Here is an 18,019-nt window from a genome sequence, read left to right on the forward strand (position 1 = left end):
CTAAAATGTAGGTGTGGTAACTTACATTTTACTAGAAAGGGCGATTTTTTTGTATGCCTTTTTTAGAACTAAACAAAATAGGGCTGTCACAGAAAATCAGTTTTTACTGACTTTCTGGACAGCCCCCCATCAATATTTATATCATGCTATATCTGGGTGTAATTACCGATTAGCGTTTGTTTAAAACCCGGGCGGTTCTTACTTGCACGAACTTGTCGTACCTTCCGACAAGGCCAGTAATGAAGGTCCTCATTAGCACTACCCTCTTTCTTGTTATGGTACCTTCATTATCATCCTTTCCTTAATTATTCACAAACTCAGAAAGTTCCAAAGAAAACGGAAACAATGACCATGAAAGCGAATATCATCGGCCATTTTCTCGTATTTTCTTAGCATCTCTCCTGTTATTACAGAGGGCGGCAATGCTCGTCCATTCTTAAATATTCATATTCAGCTTATTCCCTAATTTCCTGATCTCCCTCTCAACATATTCTTTGCTGTAGTCATATCCGACAAGTGCCAGGATGTTTTGGGATTCATCAAAGATGGGAGCAAAGCATGTTTTCCATACTCCATAATGATCCTGATAGAGGTTGGTCACTTCTACTTGGCCATTCATGGCAGCAGTAGCGGATTTCATGGCTTCCGGGCTGCCTTTGTATAACTGTCCGGGTTCTAATACAAAACTATCGTCGCCTACCAGGTTGCGCATGGTTGACTCGTCCACATATTCAAACAGGAAAACATATTCAATAGAACCCTCTTGTGCTTTCAGGTTGGTGAGTCTTTTCTTCAGCGCCTGGTATGCTTGATTATTCGGTGATACATCTTTTTTTAATTGGATGATTTTATCCACTTGAATGGCTGCTGCTGTGACAATAGCTGTGGAACGAAGCTGTTTGTCCAATTGCTCTTCCAATATTTTTCTTCGATTGATCGGAGACAGATTGGCATGATCCATTTTTTCTCGGATTTTTTTGTATTTACGGCTCATTGTCGGCTGGGTGAGCCCCAATACTTTTGCTGCCAGGTTGACAGATTTATATTGGTCCATCGCCATGGTGATGAGCTGCTCTTCCACTAAATCAATCGCTTCTTGCAGCGGCATAATATGCTCCACAATGGGGGAACTTTTCACCGTGTCTTTTTTCCAGGGAATCAAATGCCGGATAGATGCTGCATGCAGCTTATCTTTAACAGCAGTGACTACCAATCTTTCAATAAAATTTTCCAGCTGCCGAACATTGCCCGGCCAATGGTAAATAGAGATCAGGTCAATGGCATCTTTCGTCAGGCGTATGTTTCTTCCATATATCTCATTGTACTTCTGAACAAAATGAGAGACGAACGAAGGGATTTCTTCCACCCTGTCTTTTAATGAAGGAATGTTAATAGGTACGACATTTAAGCGATAGTAGAGATCCTCTCTAAACTTTCCTTCTTTGACCATTTTCTCCAGTTCCTGATTGGTGGCAGCAATCAGCTGAATATTAAGCGGAATAGACTGCGAACTTCCCAGAGGAGTGACTTCCCTCTCTTGGAGGACCCGTAAAAGCTTGACCTGCAAAGTAAGAGGCATTTCCCCGATTTCATCAAGGAAAAGAACCCCATGGTTGGCAAGCTCAAATTTCCCGCGCATACCTTCTTTTTTTGCTCCGCTGAAGGCTCCTTCCACATAGCCGAATAACTCACTCTCCAACAAATTTTCCGGAATAGCTCCGCAGTTCACTGCAACAAAAGGTTGATGTTTCCTGGCACCCAGCTCGTGAATGGCTCTGGCAATCATCTCTTTTCCGACTCCGGATTCCCCCAGCAGGAGAACAGTGGATGGATACTTTGCGACCATTTGAACGGTTTGAAATACTTCCAGCATTTTTTTGCTTTTGACGATGAATGGGAAAGAGAGTTTCTCGGCTTTCGGCACATCTTCCCCCAACGATTTCTCCGTATCCGAACGATCCGTTACTTTGACCAATCCCCAGGCATATCCGGCCACTCCATTTTTTTTCAATGGATAGGATGTAACCAGGATCTCCATATTGTTCCATGCAGTTAACAGAGCGGATGACTCTTCTTCATTGAACAATGTCTTCAAAACGGCTTCCCCTGTAAAAAATTGTTCTTCCAATTCCAGCAGCGATGTCCCGGTCCAATCGTCGACCAGCGTGTCCCATAGCCCTTCGATCTGCCCTGACTTGCTTATGATCATGCCGGCCTCGTCTGTCATCCATACTTCATCGTACATCGATAAAAGCATCGTCTGATAGGCAAGAATTGCGCTGTCATGATCCATTCCCTGTATAGCAGGCATGTGGTTCACTTCCTTTTGCAGTGATCAAATCCATCCATTTTCGGATCGAATATTCAAAAAAGTATATTTTTACAAGTGTAAATCACAAGATAACTGGGTTTATCACTTGGCACGGGTTTTGCAATTAAGTTAAGTAACTCAATCAAAAGAGCACTTGCCTTATTTTGATTGAGGAGAGGGTACAAACACCCCATTGTAAGCGATTAAAATTATGCCTAAAAAATGAAAGGGGAGATTGGAATATGGCACAAACCGTAACCGCCGTAAAACTACATGCTAAATCTTATATTAACGGAAAATGGGTCGAAGGAGAAGGGGAGACAGTAGAAGTCATCAGTCCCATCGATGGAAGTGTAATCGGAACATTTAAAGCTTGTTCAAAAGAACAGGTGGAGGAAGCAGTCAAAGGCGCAAAGGAAGCACAGAAAAAGTGGGCAGCCCTTCCGGTGCTGGATCGTTTGGATATTATCAACCGTGCGATCGAGCTTTGGGAAGAAAGAGGCGAAGAGATTGCGCAATTGATCAGCAAGGAAATGGGTAAAACCATCCGTGAAGCCCGCGAAGAAATTTATGATATGTTATTGCCGATTTCCAAAAATGTAGAGGGGGATGTATTGAGATTCCGGGGAGAAACCTTGCCAAGCACAGCGGACAGAAGAAACAGCAAAAAAATCATGACAACTTTTGTTCCGATTGGGGTCATTGGCGTCATCACTCCATGGAATTTTCCGGTTTCCATTTCCAGTGAAGTTCTGCCACATGCATTGGCCATGGGGAACGCGACGGTGTATAAGCCATCAGAAAAAACACCTTTCAGCACAGAACTGTGGGTAAGGCTTTGGGAAGAGGCGGGCGTTCCGCAAGGGGTTTTAAATATGGTTCAGGGCTTGGCCGAAGTTGGCAGCACAATCGTGGAACACGATGATATCGGAGCGATTTCTTTTACAGGGAGTACGGCTGTCGGAGAAAAAATCGCTAAAGCAGCCGGTTTGAAAAAACATTTGTTTGAACTGGGCGGAAGCGATCCGATGATCATCATGGACGATGCCAATGTGGATGAAGCTGTGAAAAGTGCTTTAATTGGTTGTTTCTATAATGCAGGCCAAGTCTGTACGGCAACTGAAAGAGTCCTCGTACATGAAGATATCCATGACGAATTTGTGAGCAAGCTGGCTGCAGAAACAGCAAAAATCCGTGTCGGTAATCCTCTCGATGAAGAGTCTGATATGGGGCCGCTGTCCAGCCGGGCAGTGTTGGATAAAGTAAATGCACATGTTCAGGATGCTGTTGCCAAAGGTGCAAAAATTGTTTGCGGCGGAACCCATGAAGGCTTGTATTATCAGCCGACGATTTTAACCGGCGTTACACCTGAAATGGAAATCGGTTCTGAAGAAACCTTTGGACCGGTTGCTCCGATCATTAAGTTTTTTACCATAGAAGAAGCCGTAGACATTGCCAATGATACCAAATATGGATTGACTGCTTCCGCTTTTACATCCGGCTTGGAAAACGCCTGGTATCTATCCGACCATATTCAAAGCGGGATGGTGTATATCAATGAAGATACAAACTACTGGGAATTGCTGGCTCCCTTTGGCGGCGTGAAAAAGAGCGGGAACGGCGGCAGAGTACTGGGCAAATATGCAGTTGAAGGAGTCTGTGAGATTAAGCAGGTTGTGATGGAACCTTCAAAAGTAAAAAAGTAGACCTTTATTATTTGTAAAAATCAGTATAGTGAAACTTTTAAAAGAATGCTGAGGAGGACTTATAATGGTTACAAGTACAGTAAAAGAGACTAAAAAGACATACGTAGATTTTACAAAAGCCCTGGAAGACGGCATGCAAGTATATCCGGGGGAGCCGGAAGTAAATATTGAGTATCGCCAAACCGGACAGTACGCAACGGTGGCAGTATCTTTGAGCAGTCACTCCGGAACAAGCATTGATACCCCGAAACATATCATTCCAGATGGAAAGACACTGGACGAATATCCATTTGAGACATGGAACAGCCACGGAATGATCTTGTCTTTTGCAGAATTTGGCAGAAGAGACGTCATTGAGCCGGAGGATTTTGAAAAAGTGTCAACTGAAGTAAAAGATCTTCTGCCAGGCAGCTTTGTCTTTATTCATACAGGTTGGGACAGGCATTGGGGAGAAAATGAGTATTTCAACCATCCGTACATCAGCAAAGCATCCTGTGACTGGCTCGTTCAACAAGGTGTGGCGCTTGTCGGAATCGATGCCCCCAATGTGGATGCTTCCTGGAACAATGAAGACGTTGCGCACACGACGTTATTGGAGAACGATGTGATCGTTGTCGAAAACGTTTATGATTTAAATTCAGTGATGTCTGACGGAAGGAAAGTGCAAGAATTGGATGATGCATGGGTGGTACCGTTAAAATTGGCCAAATCAGACGGGGCTCCGGCTCGGGTGTTTGCATCACTAAAAAAATAAACGATTCACCATAAGCTGCCTCATAAGTAAGACGAGGCAGCTTTCCAATCTGGAGGAGGTAATGGAGTGAAAATCAACCACAATGTCATATTCGTACTTATTTTGGCTGCTATGGTCTCATTAATTGTACATCCCACCCCATTTGGCTGGGCAAACCGCATAGATCCTTGGGTGTTGGGCATACCCTTTGTAATGTTTTGGGTCATATTGATCTGTACCCTTATGTGCGGAGTCATGATCCTCTGGTACTTAGTTGATTTAAAAAAAGGAAACATTGATATTGACATTGAACCGGCGACGGAGGAAGAAATGAACAGCTGGAATCCAAAGGGGGGAAATTAAATGTCTATCTTAATGATTGTGGCCTTTTTTGCTATTACTATTTTTATTAACCGGAAAAACTTCGCAGTCAAAAACTTTGAAGATTACGCAACCTCCAGCGGAAGCTTTGGAACCTTTGCGGTGGCACTGGCGGTATTTGCCACTTGGTATACAGGTGCGATCTATGTGATTTGGGCTGATTTTACGGTGGTCTATGGTTTTATCGGGACGTACGTTCTTGTGTATACTTCCATTATGCTCGTGTTCATGTATCTGGCCAGTGAAAAGACTTATCTGTGGGGCAGAAAATATGGGATTAAGACTCAGGCTGAATTGATGGATCTTCGCTATCGAAGCAAGTGGCTCCGTTTAATTATGGGGTTAACTGGTATCGCTTTCATTGCCCCGTGGCTATTATTGGAGTGGGTCGCCCAAGGGTATGTATTTTACTATGCGACCAATGGAGCGGTAGAGCCGGTTTGGGGAATGATTCTCGGTGCGGTCGTGGTACTGATTTATGTAACAACCGGTGGTATGCGGTCAGTTATCACGGCGAACCTGCTGCAAGGTTCTTATATGTTCTTTATTGGAACCGGGCTGATGTTTTATTTGATTTATCTGTTTTTCGACAGCTTTGGCGGAGCGATGAATACGATTCAAAATGTTTCCCCTGAAGCGTTGACCTATCCTGGGCCGGGATTTGAAGTACCAAACACGTACTGGGCATCGATCATTCTTTCCAGCGGTTTTGGTGCACTCTTGTTCCCGTTTGTATTTAATAAAATTTTGGTGGCGGACAGCATCCGTTCTGTAAAACAATCCACATTGGTCGCACCCATTTTAAGTATTATTTTCTGGGCAGCCTTTGTTTTCCTGGGACAATCACTGCATACGATTGACTATGCAAGAGAGAATCCGCTGGAGTCCTATATGTGGATTGCGAAAGAAGCCGGTCCGTTTACGCTGGCTCTGATGAGTACATTGGTAGTAGTAGCGAGTGTCTCGTCTGTTGCGGGGATTATCCAGGCAATTGCCAGTTGTGTTTCCACGGATGTGGCGGAAGTGTTTAACCGTAAAATCACTGACCGCCAATCTTTGAAAGTAGCAAGAATTTCTGTGGTTGTCATCTCTTTGGTTACCTTGTACTTTGCTACAGGAAACCAGGAACAATTAATTTATCTCGGTCTTCTTTGTTACCAAGGAATCCTGGTTCTATTTCCTGCAGTCATGCTTGGACTATTCTGGAAGCGCGCCAATAAACAAGGAGCTCTTACTTCCATTATCATCGGTGTCCCGGTCTCCATGTATTTGACGATTACCCAGCCGGCCTGGATGGTCGAGTCGGGCTGGACCGGCGGTATGTATGCCATGGTGGTCTGCTTTGTGATTATGGTCATCTTCGGTTTCCTCAAACCTGCCGATGCTCACGTGGAAAAACTGTGGAGAGACATTGAAGAGGCAAAAGCAAAATCAAAAGCAAAGAAAGAAATACCTGAACCCGGCATGAAACAAAGTTATACGGGTTGAGGCCGGAGAATTACGCTGACGGACTCCTCTGGTATGTTTCGACTAAATCAGTTGAGTAACACCTCAAAAATCGGCGGGGATGTGCCCGCCGATTATTATAAATTAATCTTTAACACTTTCCCCATCTTCTTTAATTCAGTTTCTACATATTCTTTACTGTAGTCGTAGCCGATTAAGGCAATCACTTTGCCCGACTGGTCCATTACCGGAGCAAGGCAGGATTTCCACTCGCCAAATATATCTTTGTATACTGGGGTGACTTCGACTCTGCCTTTGATGGCATTACGAGCTACATGGGCAAATTCATCACCACCTTCATAGATCACGCCTGGCTCCATGCAAAAGTTTTTGTCGCCTGCTAAGGTTCTGAATTTTCCGTCCTCCATAATCTCAAAAATAAAGGCCCACCTCATGCCGCCTTCCTGCTTGATGACCATTGTCAGCTGCTTCTGCAGTTTTTGAAATATTGGATTTTCTAAGGTTGGATTTTTTCTTAATTCCAAGATTTCATCGGTTTCGATAATCGCAGCGGTCGCAATAGCAACAGAGCGAAGCCGGTTATTTAATTGTTCTTCAAGAATTTTTCTCTTTTCAGAAGGGGAAATATCTTGTTTTGAAAGTTTATTAAGGATTTTTTTGTACTTCCTGCTCATCGTTGGCTGGCTGACATCGAGCGCTTTTGCAGCGAGCTTCAGAGATTTATATTTTTCCATCGCCATCGTGATCAGCTGCTCTTCTACCAGGTCAACGGCCTCTTGAAGGGGCATTAAGTGATCAAACACTGGCGGTGTTTTGACATCTTCCTGAAGGATGGGTACATACTCTTGAACGGCGGCTGCATCGACAGTCGGTTTCGAACTCGTTACGACGATTCTTTCAATCGTGTTTTCCAGCTGTCTGACATTTCCTGGCCATTCATAGATGGATAAAAGATCAATGGCATCTTGCTCTATTTGAACGGAGAGATCATACTTATGATTGTATTTATGCAAAAAGAAATTGATCAGGTAGGGAAGCTCTTCGAATCTTTCTCTTAATGGAGGAATTTCAATCGGAACGACATTGAGCCGATAGTATAGGTCTTCTCTAAATTCGCCTTTTTCAACCATCGTTTGAATATTTTTGTTTGTTGCTGCAATGACCTGGATATCCAATTGTATGGGTTTGGAGCTCCCTAATGGGGTTATCTCTCTTTCTTGCAGAACCCGAAGCAGTTTCACTTGCAGATTGAGCGGCATTTCACCAATTTCGTCGAGAAAAAGGACACCATGATTGGCGAGTTCAAATTTCCCGGGTGCCCCTTCTTTTTTTGCTCCGCTGAAAGCGCCTTCCACATAGCCAAATAATTCACTCTCTAATAAGTTATCGGGTATCGCTCCACAGTTCACCGGAATAAACGGTTGATTTTTTCGCGGACCTAACTCGTGGATGGCCCGGGCAATGACTTCTTTTCCTACACCGGATTCCCCCAAAATAAAGACAGAGGAAGACACCTTTGCCACCCTTTCCACAGTCTGCAGAACCTTCATCATTTTTTGGCTTTTCATAATAAAAAGTCTGGAAGTATCCTTCATGGATATACTTGGAAAAGCTATCTTTCCGTCCGTGTTATTTTCCATTAAAACGTTATTATTTCTTGAAATTACTTTGAAACCCCATGTCATATACTCTTGATCTTCCATTTTTACATCGGGATAGCAGGTAATCAATACTCTTTTATTGTTCCAGGAAGTTTTGATGATCGATCTCTTATTTTCATGATTGAAATTCTCCAGTGGTGAGTCTTCGTGAAAAAGTTGTTTTTCAATTTCAAATAAGTTCATACCGATTAAATTACGCCTATCACCCCACAACCTGGTTATTTTCCCGAAGTTCTCCGTAATTTCCCCGTAACTGTCTGTGATGATAATTTCATCGTAGATTTTTAGAAGGGTGGATTGTAAAGCGGTTACAAAAGATTTGTTTGATTGTACTGATAGACTATTAATCTTTATCACTCCCTCTTTTTTTAAAGAGCATTGATTTCAATTTTAAATGAAAATTTCACAAGTGCAAGCGGAATTTTGTCGAAATGCGGAAATGTAAGGGTTTACAACTTGGCATGCTATTTGCAATATAGGTATTTAGAATCAACTACAGGAGGGATTTTATTGGAAAGGGAAAGCATGATTGAGAAAAACATGAAGTCATCCGACGAGTTTGTCAGGAAGTTATTCACTGATCTTCAAGGGAGAATTCAAGATTATGAGAGGGAGGAATCGAATGTAAAAAAGATGACGAAACTGGACGCTTTACCGGAGCTTGTCATCGTTGCGGCTTTCACCGTTTTTTTGCTGACCGTTATATTATAAAAACCATTTAAGCTTAGTTCACTGGGGCGTTTTCTCACATAGTTCAGGCAGCATGATTTTGCCACCGGAAAAATAATAAAAAAATTGGAGGATAACATGAGTAAAGATAATCGATCTGCTATTTCAGATGATGTGGCATTTGGTTTTCTGCCTGCACAAAAAAAGGACCGAGTGTTTGGCTTTTGGGATTTGGTCCTTATTCAGGTGGGAATTGGTATTTCTTGTATCTGTATACTGACAGGCAGCAGTGCCGGTATGCTTGTCAACGCAAAAGAGGGGTTGGCAACCGTTTTATTTGGGAATGCTATACCGTTCTTTTTAATTGCTCCCATTATATTGCTTTTTGCCAGGTATGGAGTCGATACGTTTTTGGGATTCCGCAGCGCATTAGGATATTTGGGATCTAATATTTTTTATTTTATTTTTATGGTTCTTACCATCGGCTACATGGCTGTCGCATTTTTTATGGCGGGAGAGGCTTTGGTCAAGATATCTTCCATAATGGGATTACCCGGCTTCTTCTCAAACAGTATTACTGGAGCTCCATTCTTTGCGATTATGGTCTTTGCCATTGTATTTTTCATAACATTCCAAGGACCGCTTGTCATGCGGAAATTTAACCTGATTGGTGTGCCGGCCATTTTGCTTGTTGTTGTAGGATTGTTTATGACGTTGATATTTGGAATAGGTATTGTGAAAATCTTTGGTTTATCTCCTGCTGAACCATACCCGGGGGATCATACCCGTTCGTTTGTGACAGCTTTGGAGATTAATGTAGGGCTTGGATTTTCCTGGCTTCCATATTTGGGGCAGTACGCCCGTCTTGCCAAAAATGAAAAAACCGCTTTTAGAGCAGGGTTTTTCAGCTATGGTGTCATCGTCAACGTTGCCGTTCTTCTCGGACTCCTTTCGGCAATTGTTGTTGCATCCGTAGACCCTACGGATTGGATGTTTGCCATCTTAGGTTCTTGGGCTGGAACGATCGGGCTTGCATTACTGACCATCGGAAACATTACGGCCGGAACATTTTTGATGTATTCACAGGCCATCAGCTTTAAGACGGTTTTCCCGAAAAGATCTTGGAAACTTGCCATGGGAACTGCCGTCCCGACGATATTATTGCTGCTGAGCCCGGCATTTTATCAAGCATTCGCTTCCTTTATTACAGTCATTGCTTATATCATGTCTGTTTTTGGTGGAATCGTGATCGCAGACTTCTTCTTTGTAAAGAAACAGAAGATTTCCATGAAAGACCTGTATGATACCAATGGAAATTATTATTACTGGCGCGGTGTGAATCCTTCCGCCATTGTCAGCTTTGTGATAGGAACTATCGTTTATTGGAGCTTATATAATCCGGTGATGGATACATCAGGCGGCTTATTCTACTATATCTCCGCCGGAATACCAGCTTACTTTGCAGCAGGCATCTGCTATTATCTCTCAGCAAAATTCGTCTTTTCCTATGCTGCAGACCGAGTTGGCGAAAGGGATCGAACTGTTATGAAAGGGAAAAGCGCTGTTTAATAGAAAAATTTCGTTTTTGAAAGCAAATTTAAAAAATGAAATTTAAAATGGTATTTAAAAAGGTGTAAAGTTTGTTAAATAAACATTTACGTGACATTTAGAAGTTGGCACAGTATTTGCAATAGTAGTTAGTGAAAGTCAAAAAGCAGTCATCCTTTCAAATGCTGTCTGCTTCACAGGTAATATCAACTGGGAGGAGGGATTCATTGACTGTTCTGGTTGTTGGGTTAAATCATACCAGTGCCTCTTTAAGCATTAGGGAGCTGCTTCACTTCAGCAAAGAAGAAAAAGAATCGCTGGAAAAAAAATTAATATCTAACTGCGGAATTTCAGAATGCGTAGTCATCAGTACATGTAACAGGACTGAAGTTTATGCGGTAGCAGACAGACTTGCTCTGGCAGAAGGCCTCATAAAAAGCTGCCTTCTGAAAAAGGCCGCTGCAGACTCAAAGAAAGTTGAAAAAAGCCTGTATGTAAAACGAAACGATGAAGCAATCACCCATCTGTTTACTGTAATATGCGGACTTGATTCTATAGTAGTGGGCGAAACCCAAATATTAGGGCAGGTAAAGGAAGCGTTTTTTCAGAGCCAAAAGGCCGGCTGCACGGGGACCATTTTTAATCGGCTGTTTCAGCAGGCGATCACCGCCGGAAAAAGGGCACATACTGCCACAGGTATTGGCGAGCAGGCAGTTTCCGTCAGTTATGCAGCAGTTCAACTGCTTAAACAACAGGTACCCCGCTTGGATCAAAAACAAACATTGATGATTGGAGCGGGAGAGATGTGCCGGTTAGCCGCCAGGCATGTACAGTCGGAAGGGTGCACCCGTCTTACATTTGCAAACCGCACACTTCACCGGGCGCAAAAGCTGGCTGGCCAATTTGGCGGAACCGCCTGTTCTTTAGAAGAAGGCTTCAGGCTCATGGAACAAGCCGATATCATCATTTGTTCAGTCCATAAAAGAGATTATTTGCTGCGGTCGTCCGACATGCATGACGTCATCGCAAAAAGAAAGCGCCCTCTTTATGTGATTGACCTTGGTGTACCCAGGAATGTGGATCCCGATATTGCCCGATATGAAACCGTTCACTTATATGATGTGGATCACCTGAATGGAGTGATAGAATCCAACAGCCGTCGAAGGTTGGAAGAAGCCCAAAAGATTAAACGAATGATTCAAGAAGAATTGGCGGATTTTCATGAGTGGAAACAAACCCTTCCTGTGATTCCCCTCATACGTGAACTGCAGGAAAACGCTTCACAGCTAGAGGTTGAAGCCATGAGAAATATAAATAATAAGCTTCCGAATTTAACAGAAAGGGAGAAGGAAGTCATTCGGAAGTTTGCAAGGATGATTTCCAATCAGCTGATCCGCCAGCCCATTCTTATGATGAAAGAAATCGCTTCCGAAGAAATGGATCAGGCCCAAAAGGCTGAGTACCTGGCATTCGCTTCCCGCTTACTGGGACTGGAAAGTGAGTTTTATACGGATCTCGGCAGAAGCCGGGCACAAGTAAGTGAAATGTTGAAAGATACAGGAAGTTAAAAAGGAGGAAAAGCAAATGTTTAAATCATTGTATAAATCTACAAATCTGGATATGTTTACTTTTCCATTTGTAAATTTTAAAGACAAAACGTACCGTTATTCCAATGATCTGGTGGCATTGCCTAAGGACAAAGTGAACTTTATGAAAATTACTCCGGAATATGAAGCACAGATTAAAAGAAAACGGACCATGTTGGATCAGCAGCCGGATGTCCGCTATCAATCTTTCCCGCACACAATGGAAATGCAATGGGAGTTTGTTGAACTAATTATCGGATTGGCTGTAGATAAATATCCGGAGCATTTTAGTATTGAAAAGGACGGAGACCATTGGACCTTTACGAATCATATCCTCGGAGAAAAAGAAGAGTTCATTTTTGGAGATGAATCCAGTCTTTCACGTGAACCTTATGATATGATTGGCCGTCATTTCCATCATGACTATATGTTAATGGTGAATCGGGATGACAACTTTTACCTTGAAATAGCCCAAGAATCTTTTGCAGCCTTGTTCTCGCCAAACTGGAATCTTGGGATGAGCTTCAATGAAATTCATGCGCCTGTTCCTTTTAAAAATCGGGAAGGTGTGCATCTGACTGATAGAATAAGGAAATTTCTATTAACCATTGAACCTGGTGAACCCAAAACAAGAGTGAACTGGAACTTGATGGCGGGCCGCTGGGATGTAAACTATGAAACCCTGGATGAATGGGGACCTGCCAGGTATAACGTGACAAGTGAAAACGCCGGTGAACTGGTTCATTTACGCGTGGAAGAGCAATGGTTCATCCGCATGCCGCGAAGCAACGCCATTTTGTTTGTCCTGGATACACAGTTTTTGCCTTTGGAAGACCTTGTGAAAAGACCGGATTGGCTGGAAATCACATACTACAATCTCGCTGATATTCCAAAGGATATGGCGGATTACAAAGGGATGACTCCATTCTTGCCTCAGTCCGTCGAATATCTGAAAAACCTCATGGAGAGCATGAAAGTAACGCAATAAACCAACTGGAAAGGGAGGAGAACTATGAGTAACAGCACGGTTTACAGCAGTCCTGTACTATATGACCAATCCGAGACCATCACAGAAGCACTCACGCTTCATAGCAAAAGAAAAAAACATCTTGTCATTTATGATCAAAAAGCTGTTGAAGACATAAAACAGTTTATTGACAAGCATGAAGAGGAAGAACTTGAAGCAATGGAGATTGGAGATTCGATTCATCTTCAGGATGTACGGGTTCTCCTGTACAGCCAAAAAATGGGTACCCAATTATATATCGCAGCAGAATGGGATCATGCAGTAACGATCTTTGATGAAGCTGTGGAAGCCGGCTTTACAGAAGATGAAATTCAAGTAATGATATACGGCCCTACGAAACGGTATGTGTATTGTGTGAAATGCTATAACACCAGCGAAACCACATATGATGAAACAGTTCAGTGCCCATACTGCAGTGCTCATATGGAGGTAGGCCCGTTTTTCTCAAAAGTCCGTAAAGGCTACATTGGATATCCATTTAATCCAACCTATCAACAAAGATGAGAAAGGACTGAGACAAGTGTTGAGAGTATATGGAAACGTTGAAATGGTTGTAGAAAAGATCGAACAGATCACCGAAAATGTAAAACGGTTCTATTTATATCCGGTTGACGGGCAATTATTGCCTGCCTTTACCGGAGGTGCGCATATTACCACTTATGTAGACACCGGAAGTGAAATCATCGACAGGGACTACTCCCTTGTGAGCCATCCGACAGACCGGACTCACTATTCTATCTCAATCAATCGTGACGAAAATTCGAGAGGAGGCTCTGTCTACTGGCACGACCATATCAAAGTAGGAGATAAAGTGAAGACAAGCCTGCCCAAGAATCATTTCGCATTAGGTTTTCACGCGAAACATCATGTATTCTATGCGGCGGGAATTGGAATTACTCCGTTCTTGACCATGATGGCTGACCTGGAAGTCCAAGGTAAGACATTTGAGCTTCACTATGCAGCAAGAACAAAAGAACAATGTGCTTACTATGATTACTTAAATGAAAAATATCCGGGAAAATGTACGTTTTATTTTTCAAGGACATCAAATCCGAACAGGATGACTCCTGAAACGATGAAAAACCATCGAATTGGAAGCCATGTGTACTTCTGCGGGCCAGTTTCCATGGTTACAGAATATAAGGAAGCAGCTCTGGCCTATGGCTATCCTGAGAAATCCATTCATTTTGAACTGTTTGCCAACGACACAGGACCAAAAAACCCATTTGTTGCGGAAGTGAATGGAAAGGTAATACAAGTTACCGAAGAACAGACGCTGCTTGAGGCACTATTGGCAGCTGGTATTGAAGCACCTTATTCATGCAGAGCCGGCGGATGCGGTCAGTGTGAACTAGAGGTTGTTTCAGGAGAGGTGGATCACCGGGACATCTTCTTCAGTGATAAAGAAAGAGCTGAAAGAAACAGTATTTTAACATGCTGCTCAAGAGCCAAGGAAGAGGAAGAAAAACTAGTTTTAAAAATATAACAACACATGAGGTGGTTTAAATGACAGTAACAACAAAAGTATTAGAATTAAAAAATTATATTAATGGAGAATGGAGAGATTCCTCCAACACAGATAAAAACGAAGTAATCAATCCGGCCAATCAGGAAGTCATCGCAGTGGCTCCAAGAGCGACAAAAGAAGAAACAGAAGAAGCGATCAGGGTAGCAAGAGAAGCCTTTGAAAGCGGTGTTTGGTCTGGTCTGACAGCTCATGAGCGAAGCGAGTATTTGCATAAAATTGCAGACAAAATTGATGAGAGAGCAGAAGAGCTTGTTGAACTGGAAGTCATGGATAACGGAAAAATCAAAGCTGAGGCTGAATTTGATATTGCTGATGCCGCTGCTGCCTTCCGTTACTATGCAGGATTAATCCTTGCTCCAGAAGGGGAAACGTACCAAGTGCCGGAAAATGTCCAGGCCATGATCGTCAAAGAGCCAGTGGGTGTAACAGGTTTGATTGTACCTTGGAACTTCCCGCTATTGATGAGTGTATGGAAAATTGCACCGGCTTTGGCAGCAGGAAATACTATAGTCTATAAGCCGGCAGAAGCTACTCCGATTACTGCCATGAAGTTAGTCGAAATCATTGAAGAAGTCGGCGTTCCGAAAGGTGTAGTGAACCTTGTTATGGGTAGAGGATCGGTTGTTGGACAGACCATTGCAGAAAGCGATGATGTGGATTTGGTTTCCTTCACAGGAAGCACTGAAGTGGGACGCGAAATCATGAAAGCAGCCGCAGGGAACTTAAAGAAAATCTCCTTGGAGCTTGGCGGAAAGTCTCCTAACATCATTTTTGCCGACGCAGACTTTGAAACAGCAATCGACTATGCGTTAATGGGAATCTACTTTGGTTCCGGCCAGGTATGTTCAGCCGGAAGCCGGATTTTAGTAGAAGAAAGCATTTATGATAAATTCGTAGAAACTTTCGTTGAAAGAGCAAAATTAATAAAAGTGGGACCAGGATTAGATGAAAGTTCTCAAATGGGTGCCATCAACAGCGAAAGCCAAATGAACACCATCTTGGAGTACATTGAAATTGGTAAAAAAGAAGGTGCTACGCTTGCTTGTGGCGGCCGCCGTCTGACTGAAAACGGATTGGATAAAGGATTCTTCATTGAGCCGACTGTATTTACAGATGTTACTTCCGATATGAGAATTGTGAAGGAAGAAATCTTTGGACCTGTTGTTACGATTCAAAAATTCAAGGATGAAGAAGATGCCATCCAACTTGCCAATGATACAGTATACGGACTCGCCGGCGGGGTGTTCTCAAACGACGGAGCCAAGGCGATGCGTGTAATCAAAAAAGTACGTGCAGGAATTACTTGGATCAATACGTTTGGCCCAACATATAACGAAGCTCCATGGGGCGGATACAAGCAAAGCGGAATCGGCCGCAGCCTTGGAACCTATGGATTGGATGATTTCCAGGAAATCAAACAAATTAATGTGAACCTTGAAGTAGAGCCTTCCGGCTGGTTCCCCAACAAGTAAGACGGCAGGAAAGTGGCTGGGACATAACAAAAGTATGCAAAGTTAAAGACGAACATTATACACGCAGGAAATATACGCAGACTTCCGTGGGAGATAAGGCTTCGGTGAGCCCCTTCAGTGCGGCAGCACGAGGAGGCTCACCGGCCCTCCGCGGAAAATATATTTCCGGAGCAGGCATCTACCGGTTCGTTCGGATTTTTCTTTAAGAAAAACCTTTTGTCCCGGCTTTTTTTAATGTCTGTTGACAAGAAAATGAAGGAGACAGCCCATTGGATTGGAAATACTGTGGAATTTTAGATGAATGATTGTACAGAAATGAGAGCTGTCTCTCGATTTAAAATGATCCTCTAACAATGTAAAAGATACAAGTTTGAATGTGACTGCAGACCGAAAGGGAGACGAGGAATGAACGGCCAAAGGTTGACAAACCAAGCAGAAAAATATACTGCACTGTCCTTTCCTTTTATCTCGAAGATGAAAGGGGAGGGTGTAAGCCCTTTAAAGGTAGACGTCAAGGACGCCATGACAGGATTGATCGGAGGGTTTTTAACGATTTCTGCCTTGGGGATTCTTACGGGTGTTACATCAACAGCCTGGTTAATGGCTCCTTTTGGTGCCAGCTGTGTGCTCGTCTTCGGAGCTTGGAATGCACCATTATCTCAGCCGAGAAATGTAATTGGCGGCCATATGATTTCAAGTTTTGTCGGTTTGGCCATGTATCATTTGTTCGGGAATGAAGCTTGGGCCGTTGGGCTGGCAGTAGGCTTGGCTATTGCTGTATTGATGTTGACAAAAACAACCCATCCGCCGGCAGGTGCCAATCCGCTCGTCATTATGATGGGGGATTATAACTGGAGCTTCTTATTTTCTCCTGTTTTAATTGGTTCTCTCATTGTAGTTGGATTTGCATTACTCATTAACAATTTGCGCCGGGATCGGATTTACCCGACATTTTGGATATAGATTTTTTTACATTAGAAGGGACTCTGGACGGTTTCTTCTAATTTTTTCTTTCTTATACAAGCAAAAACAGATGGGCAGTACCCATCTGTTGTAAGGGCCGACAAACCATAGGGTTGCACAAAAATCAGAGGCGTTTCGGCCGCTGTTATTTTTTTGAGGAACCCATGCTTTTTAGCTGGTTCATGATTTTGTTTCGGGATTTTTCGTTTCTCATTAAGTATGCAGCTCCTAATCCAAGGGCTGTCCACATTGCTTTGTTTTTCATCTCGTTTCACTCCTTTACATTTGTATCCTTCTTTTTCCCGCTTCCCTCCCAAAATAAACAGGGAAATGGGAGGCTATCTTTTTATTTCTCTTTGAAATAGCGGTCCATCCAATACAAACGTATGGTATTCTCCTGATTCTCCCATGGGACATACTTGTTTTTCGCTTATATCTTTCACAAAGGAGTGATCCACCTGGCGGCCGACCCACTCTGCCGGAAGGACATCTTCCCGGACTTTTATGACTTCTGCTTTATATCCGGCATCCACAAATCTCTGTAATCGATTCAGCATGTCTTTTTGTTCGCTCCATAACGGATAAAGTGCCTCCAGTCCGGCTGCCTTCGCCAGCTTCTCGCCCCATTCCCGGTGGCCTTTCAGGTACATATCGCCAAACGCAATGGCTTTCAACCTGTATTGTGATTTGAGCTTCGTTAATTTTTTGAGAAAGTCATCGGTATATGTATCATATGTACAATGGATGAGTTCCAATGGAATTCCCAGAGCATGGGCTTGGGATGTAATTTTCATTACATCTTCCTGATGAGCAAATGTTTTTCCAGTTTCCTTCGGAACCGTTGTAACCAGGCAGGCCACTTCTTTTTTAGCGGCAATCAACTCATGCAAGGCCATACAGCTGTCTTTTCCGCCGCTCCACGACAGTGCTATCCGATTCACACAAATCACATCCAATAATAGTTTTT

Annotated in this window: 15 protein-coding genes; 12 read left to right on the forward strand and 3 right to left on the reverse strand. The window is 43.1% G+C overall.

The window, feature by feature from the left end:
* Nucleotides 1-436 precede the first annotated feature (436 nt).
* Nucleotides 437-2,311 (reverse strand): sigma-54 interaction domain-containing protein, encoded by a 1,875-nt coding sequence (locus ACFSCZ_RS12200; RefSeq protein ID WP_380774207.1) that lies wholly within the window; start codon nt 2,309-2,311, stop codon nt 437-439.
* 242 nt (nt 2,312-2,553) lie between these two features.
* Here ACFSCZ_RS12200 and ACFSCZ_RS12205 point away from each other — a divergent pair, with 242 nt between their 5' ends.
* The 4 genes from ACFSCZ_RS12205 (at nt 2,554) to ACFSCZ_RS12220 (ending at nt 6,619) form a co-directional block, all read left to right on the forward strand.
* Complete coding sequence (locus ACFSCZ_RS12205) at nt 2,554-4,017, forward strand: aldehyde dehydrogenase family protein (RefSeq protein ID WP_380774208.1); 1,464 nt, start codon at nt 2,554-2,556, stop codon at nt 4,015-4,017.
* A 64-nt stretch (nt 4,018-4,081) separates the two neighbouring features.
* Nucleotides 4,082-4,771: a cyclase family protein gene (locus ACFSCZ_RS12210; RefSeq protein WP_380774209.1), complete on the forward strand. Its 690-nt coding sequence runs from the start codon at nt 4,082-4,084 to the stop codon at nt 4,769-4,771.
* A 66-nt stretch (nt 4,772-4,837) separates the two neighbouring features.
* Nucleotides 4,838-5,113 carry a hypothetical protein gene (locus tag ACFSCZ_RS12215; RefSeq protein ID WP_380774210.1) on the forward strand — a complete coding sequence of 92 codons (276 nt, stop codon included), beginning with the start codon at nt 4,838-4,840 and terminating at the stop codon, nt 5,111-5,113.
* Entirely contained in the window at nt 5,114-6,619 is a 1,506-nt protein-coding gene (locus ACFSCZ_RS12220; RefSeq protein ID WP_380774211.1) for a sodium:solute symporter family protein, read from the forward strand.
* Nucleotides 6,620-6,714: 95 nt separating this feature from the next.
* Here the strand turns inward: ACFSCZ_RS12220 and ACFSCZ_RS12225 are convergent, their stop codons facing one another.
* On the reverse strand, nt 6,715-8,616 hold the full coding sequence (locus tag ACFSCZ_RS12225; RefSeq protein ID WP_380774212.1) for a sigma-54 interaction domain-containing protein: 1,902 nt from the start codon (nt 8,614-8,616) through the stop codon (nt 6,715-6,717).
* Between the two features lie 153 nt (nt 8,617-8,769).
* Between ACFSCZ_RS12225 and ACFSCZ_RS12230 the strand changes: the two genes are divergently transcribed.
* The 8 genes from ACFSCZ_RS12230 (at nt 8,770) to ACFSCZ_RS12265 (ending at nt 17,052) form a co-directional block, all read left to right on the forward strand.
* Nucleotides 8,770-8,970: a hypothetical protein gene (locus ACFSCZ_RS12230; protein WP_380774213.1), complete on the forward strand. Its 201-nt coding sequence runs from the start codon at nt 8,770-8,772 to the stop codon at nt 8,968-8,970.
* A gap of 96 nt (nt 8,971-9,066) precedes the next feature.
* Complete coding sequence (locus ACFSCZ_RS12235) at nt 9,067-10,497, forward strand: purine-cytosine permease family protein (protein WP_380774214.1); 1,431 nt, start codon at nt 9,067-9,069, stop codon at nt 10,495-10,497.
* A gap of 206 nt (nt 10,498-10,703) precedes the next feature.
* A complete protein-coding gene (gene hemA / locus ACFSCZ_RS12240) occupies nt 10,704-12,044 on the forward strand; it encodes a glutamyl-tRNA reductase (RefSeq protein ID WP_380774215.1) in 1,341 nt (446 codons plus the stop codon).
* 16 nt (nt 12,045-12,060) lie between these two features.
* Entirely contained in the window at nt 12,061-13,050 is a 990-nt protein-coding gene (locus ACFSCZ_RS12245) for a heme-dependent oxidative N-demethylase family protein (protein ID WP_380774216.1), read from the forward strand.
* Nucleotides 13,051-13,074: 24 nt separating this feature from the next.
* On the forward strand, nt 13,075-13,593 hold the full coding sequence (locus ACFSCZ_RS12250) for a dimethylamine monooxygenase subunit DmmA family protein (RefSeq protein WP_380774217.1): 519 nt from the start codon (nt 13,075-13,077) through the stop codon (nt 13,591-13,593).
* A 16-nt stretch (nt 13,594-13,609) separates the two neighbouring features.
* Nucleotides 13,610-14,575 carry a PDR/VanB family oxidoreductase gene (locus tag ACFSCZ_RS12255; protein WP_380774218.1) on the forward strand — a complete coding sequence of 322 codons (966 nt, stop codon included), beginning with the start codon at nt 13,610-13,612 and terminating at the stop codon, nt 14,573-14,575.
* 20 nt (nt 14,576-14,595) lie between these two features.
* Nucleotides 14,596-16,089, forward strand: coding sequence for an aldehyde dehydrogenase family protein (locus tag ACFSCZ_RS12260; RefSeq protein WP_380774219.1), 1,494 nt, complete (start codon nt 14,596-14,598; stop codon nt 16,087-16,089).
* Between the two features lie 405 nt (nt 16,090-16,494).
* A complete protein-coding gene (locus tag ACFSCZ_RS12265) occupies nt 16,495-17,052 on the forward strand; it encodes an HPP family protein (protein WP_380774220.1) in 558 nt (185 codons plus the stop codon).
* 338 nt (nt 17,053-17,390) lie between these two features.
* Here ACFSCZ_RS12265 and ACFSCZ_RS12270 read toward each other — a convergent pair whose 3' ends face one another.
* Nucleotides 17,391-17,993, reverse strand: coding sequence for a Dph6-related ATP pyrophosphatase (locus tag ACFSCZ_RS12270; RefSeq protein ID WP_380774221.1), 603 nt, complete (start codon nt 17,991-17,993; stop codon nt 17,391-17,393).
* Between the last annotated feature and the right edge of the window lie 26 nt (nt 17,994-18,019).

It is taken from the genome of Siminovitchia sediminis (genome assembly GCF_042680885.1).
Taxonomy (GTDB): Bacteria; Bacillota; Bacilli; order Bacillales; family Bacillaceae_C; genus Siminovitchia; species Siminovitchia sediminis.

Bases quoted from the DNA above. Each gene is read 5' to 3' on its own strand.
- ACFSCZ_RS12200 (WP_380774207.1), bottom strand. From the start codon at position 2,311: ATGCCTGCTATACAGGGAATGGATCATGACAGCGCAATTCTTGCCTAT.
- ACFSCZ_RS12205 (WP_380774208.1), top strand. From the start codon at position 2,554: ATGGCACAAACCGTAACCGCCGTAAAACTACATGCTAAATCTTATATT.
- ACFSCZ_RS12210 (WP_380774209.1), top strand. From the start codon at position 4,082: ATGGTTACAAGTACAGTAAAAGAGACTAAAAAGACATACGTAGATTTT.
- ACFSCZ_RS12220 (WP_380774211.1), top strand. From the start codon at position 5,114: ATGTCTATCTTAATGATTGTGGCCTTTTTTGCTATTACTATTTTTATT.
- ACFSCZ_RS12235 (WP_380774214.1), top strand. From the start codon at position 9,067: ATGAGTAAAGATAATCGATCTGCTATTTCAGATGATGTGGCATTTGGT.
- ACFSCZ_RS12245 (WP_380774216.1), top strand. From the start codon at position 12,061: ATGTTTAAATCATTGTATAAATCTACAAATCTGGATATGTTTACTTTT.
- ACFSCZ_RS12250 (WP_380774217.1), top strand. From the start codon at position 13,075: ATGAGTAACAGCACGGTTTACAGCAGTCCTGTACTATATGACCAATCC.
- ACFSCZ_RS12260 (WP_380774219.1), top strand. From the start codon at position 14,596: ATGACAGTAACAACAAAAGTATTAGAATTAAAAAATTATATTAATGGA.
- ACFSCZ_RS12265 (WP_380774220.1), top strand. From the start codon at position 16,495: ATGAACGGCCAAAGGTTGACAAACCAAGCAGAAAAATATACTGCACTG.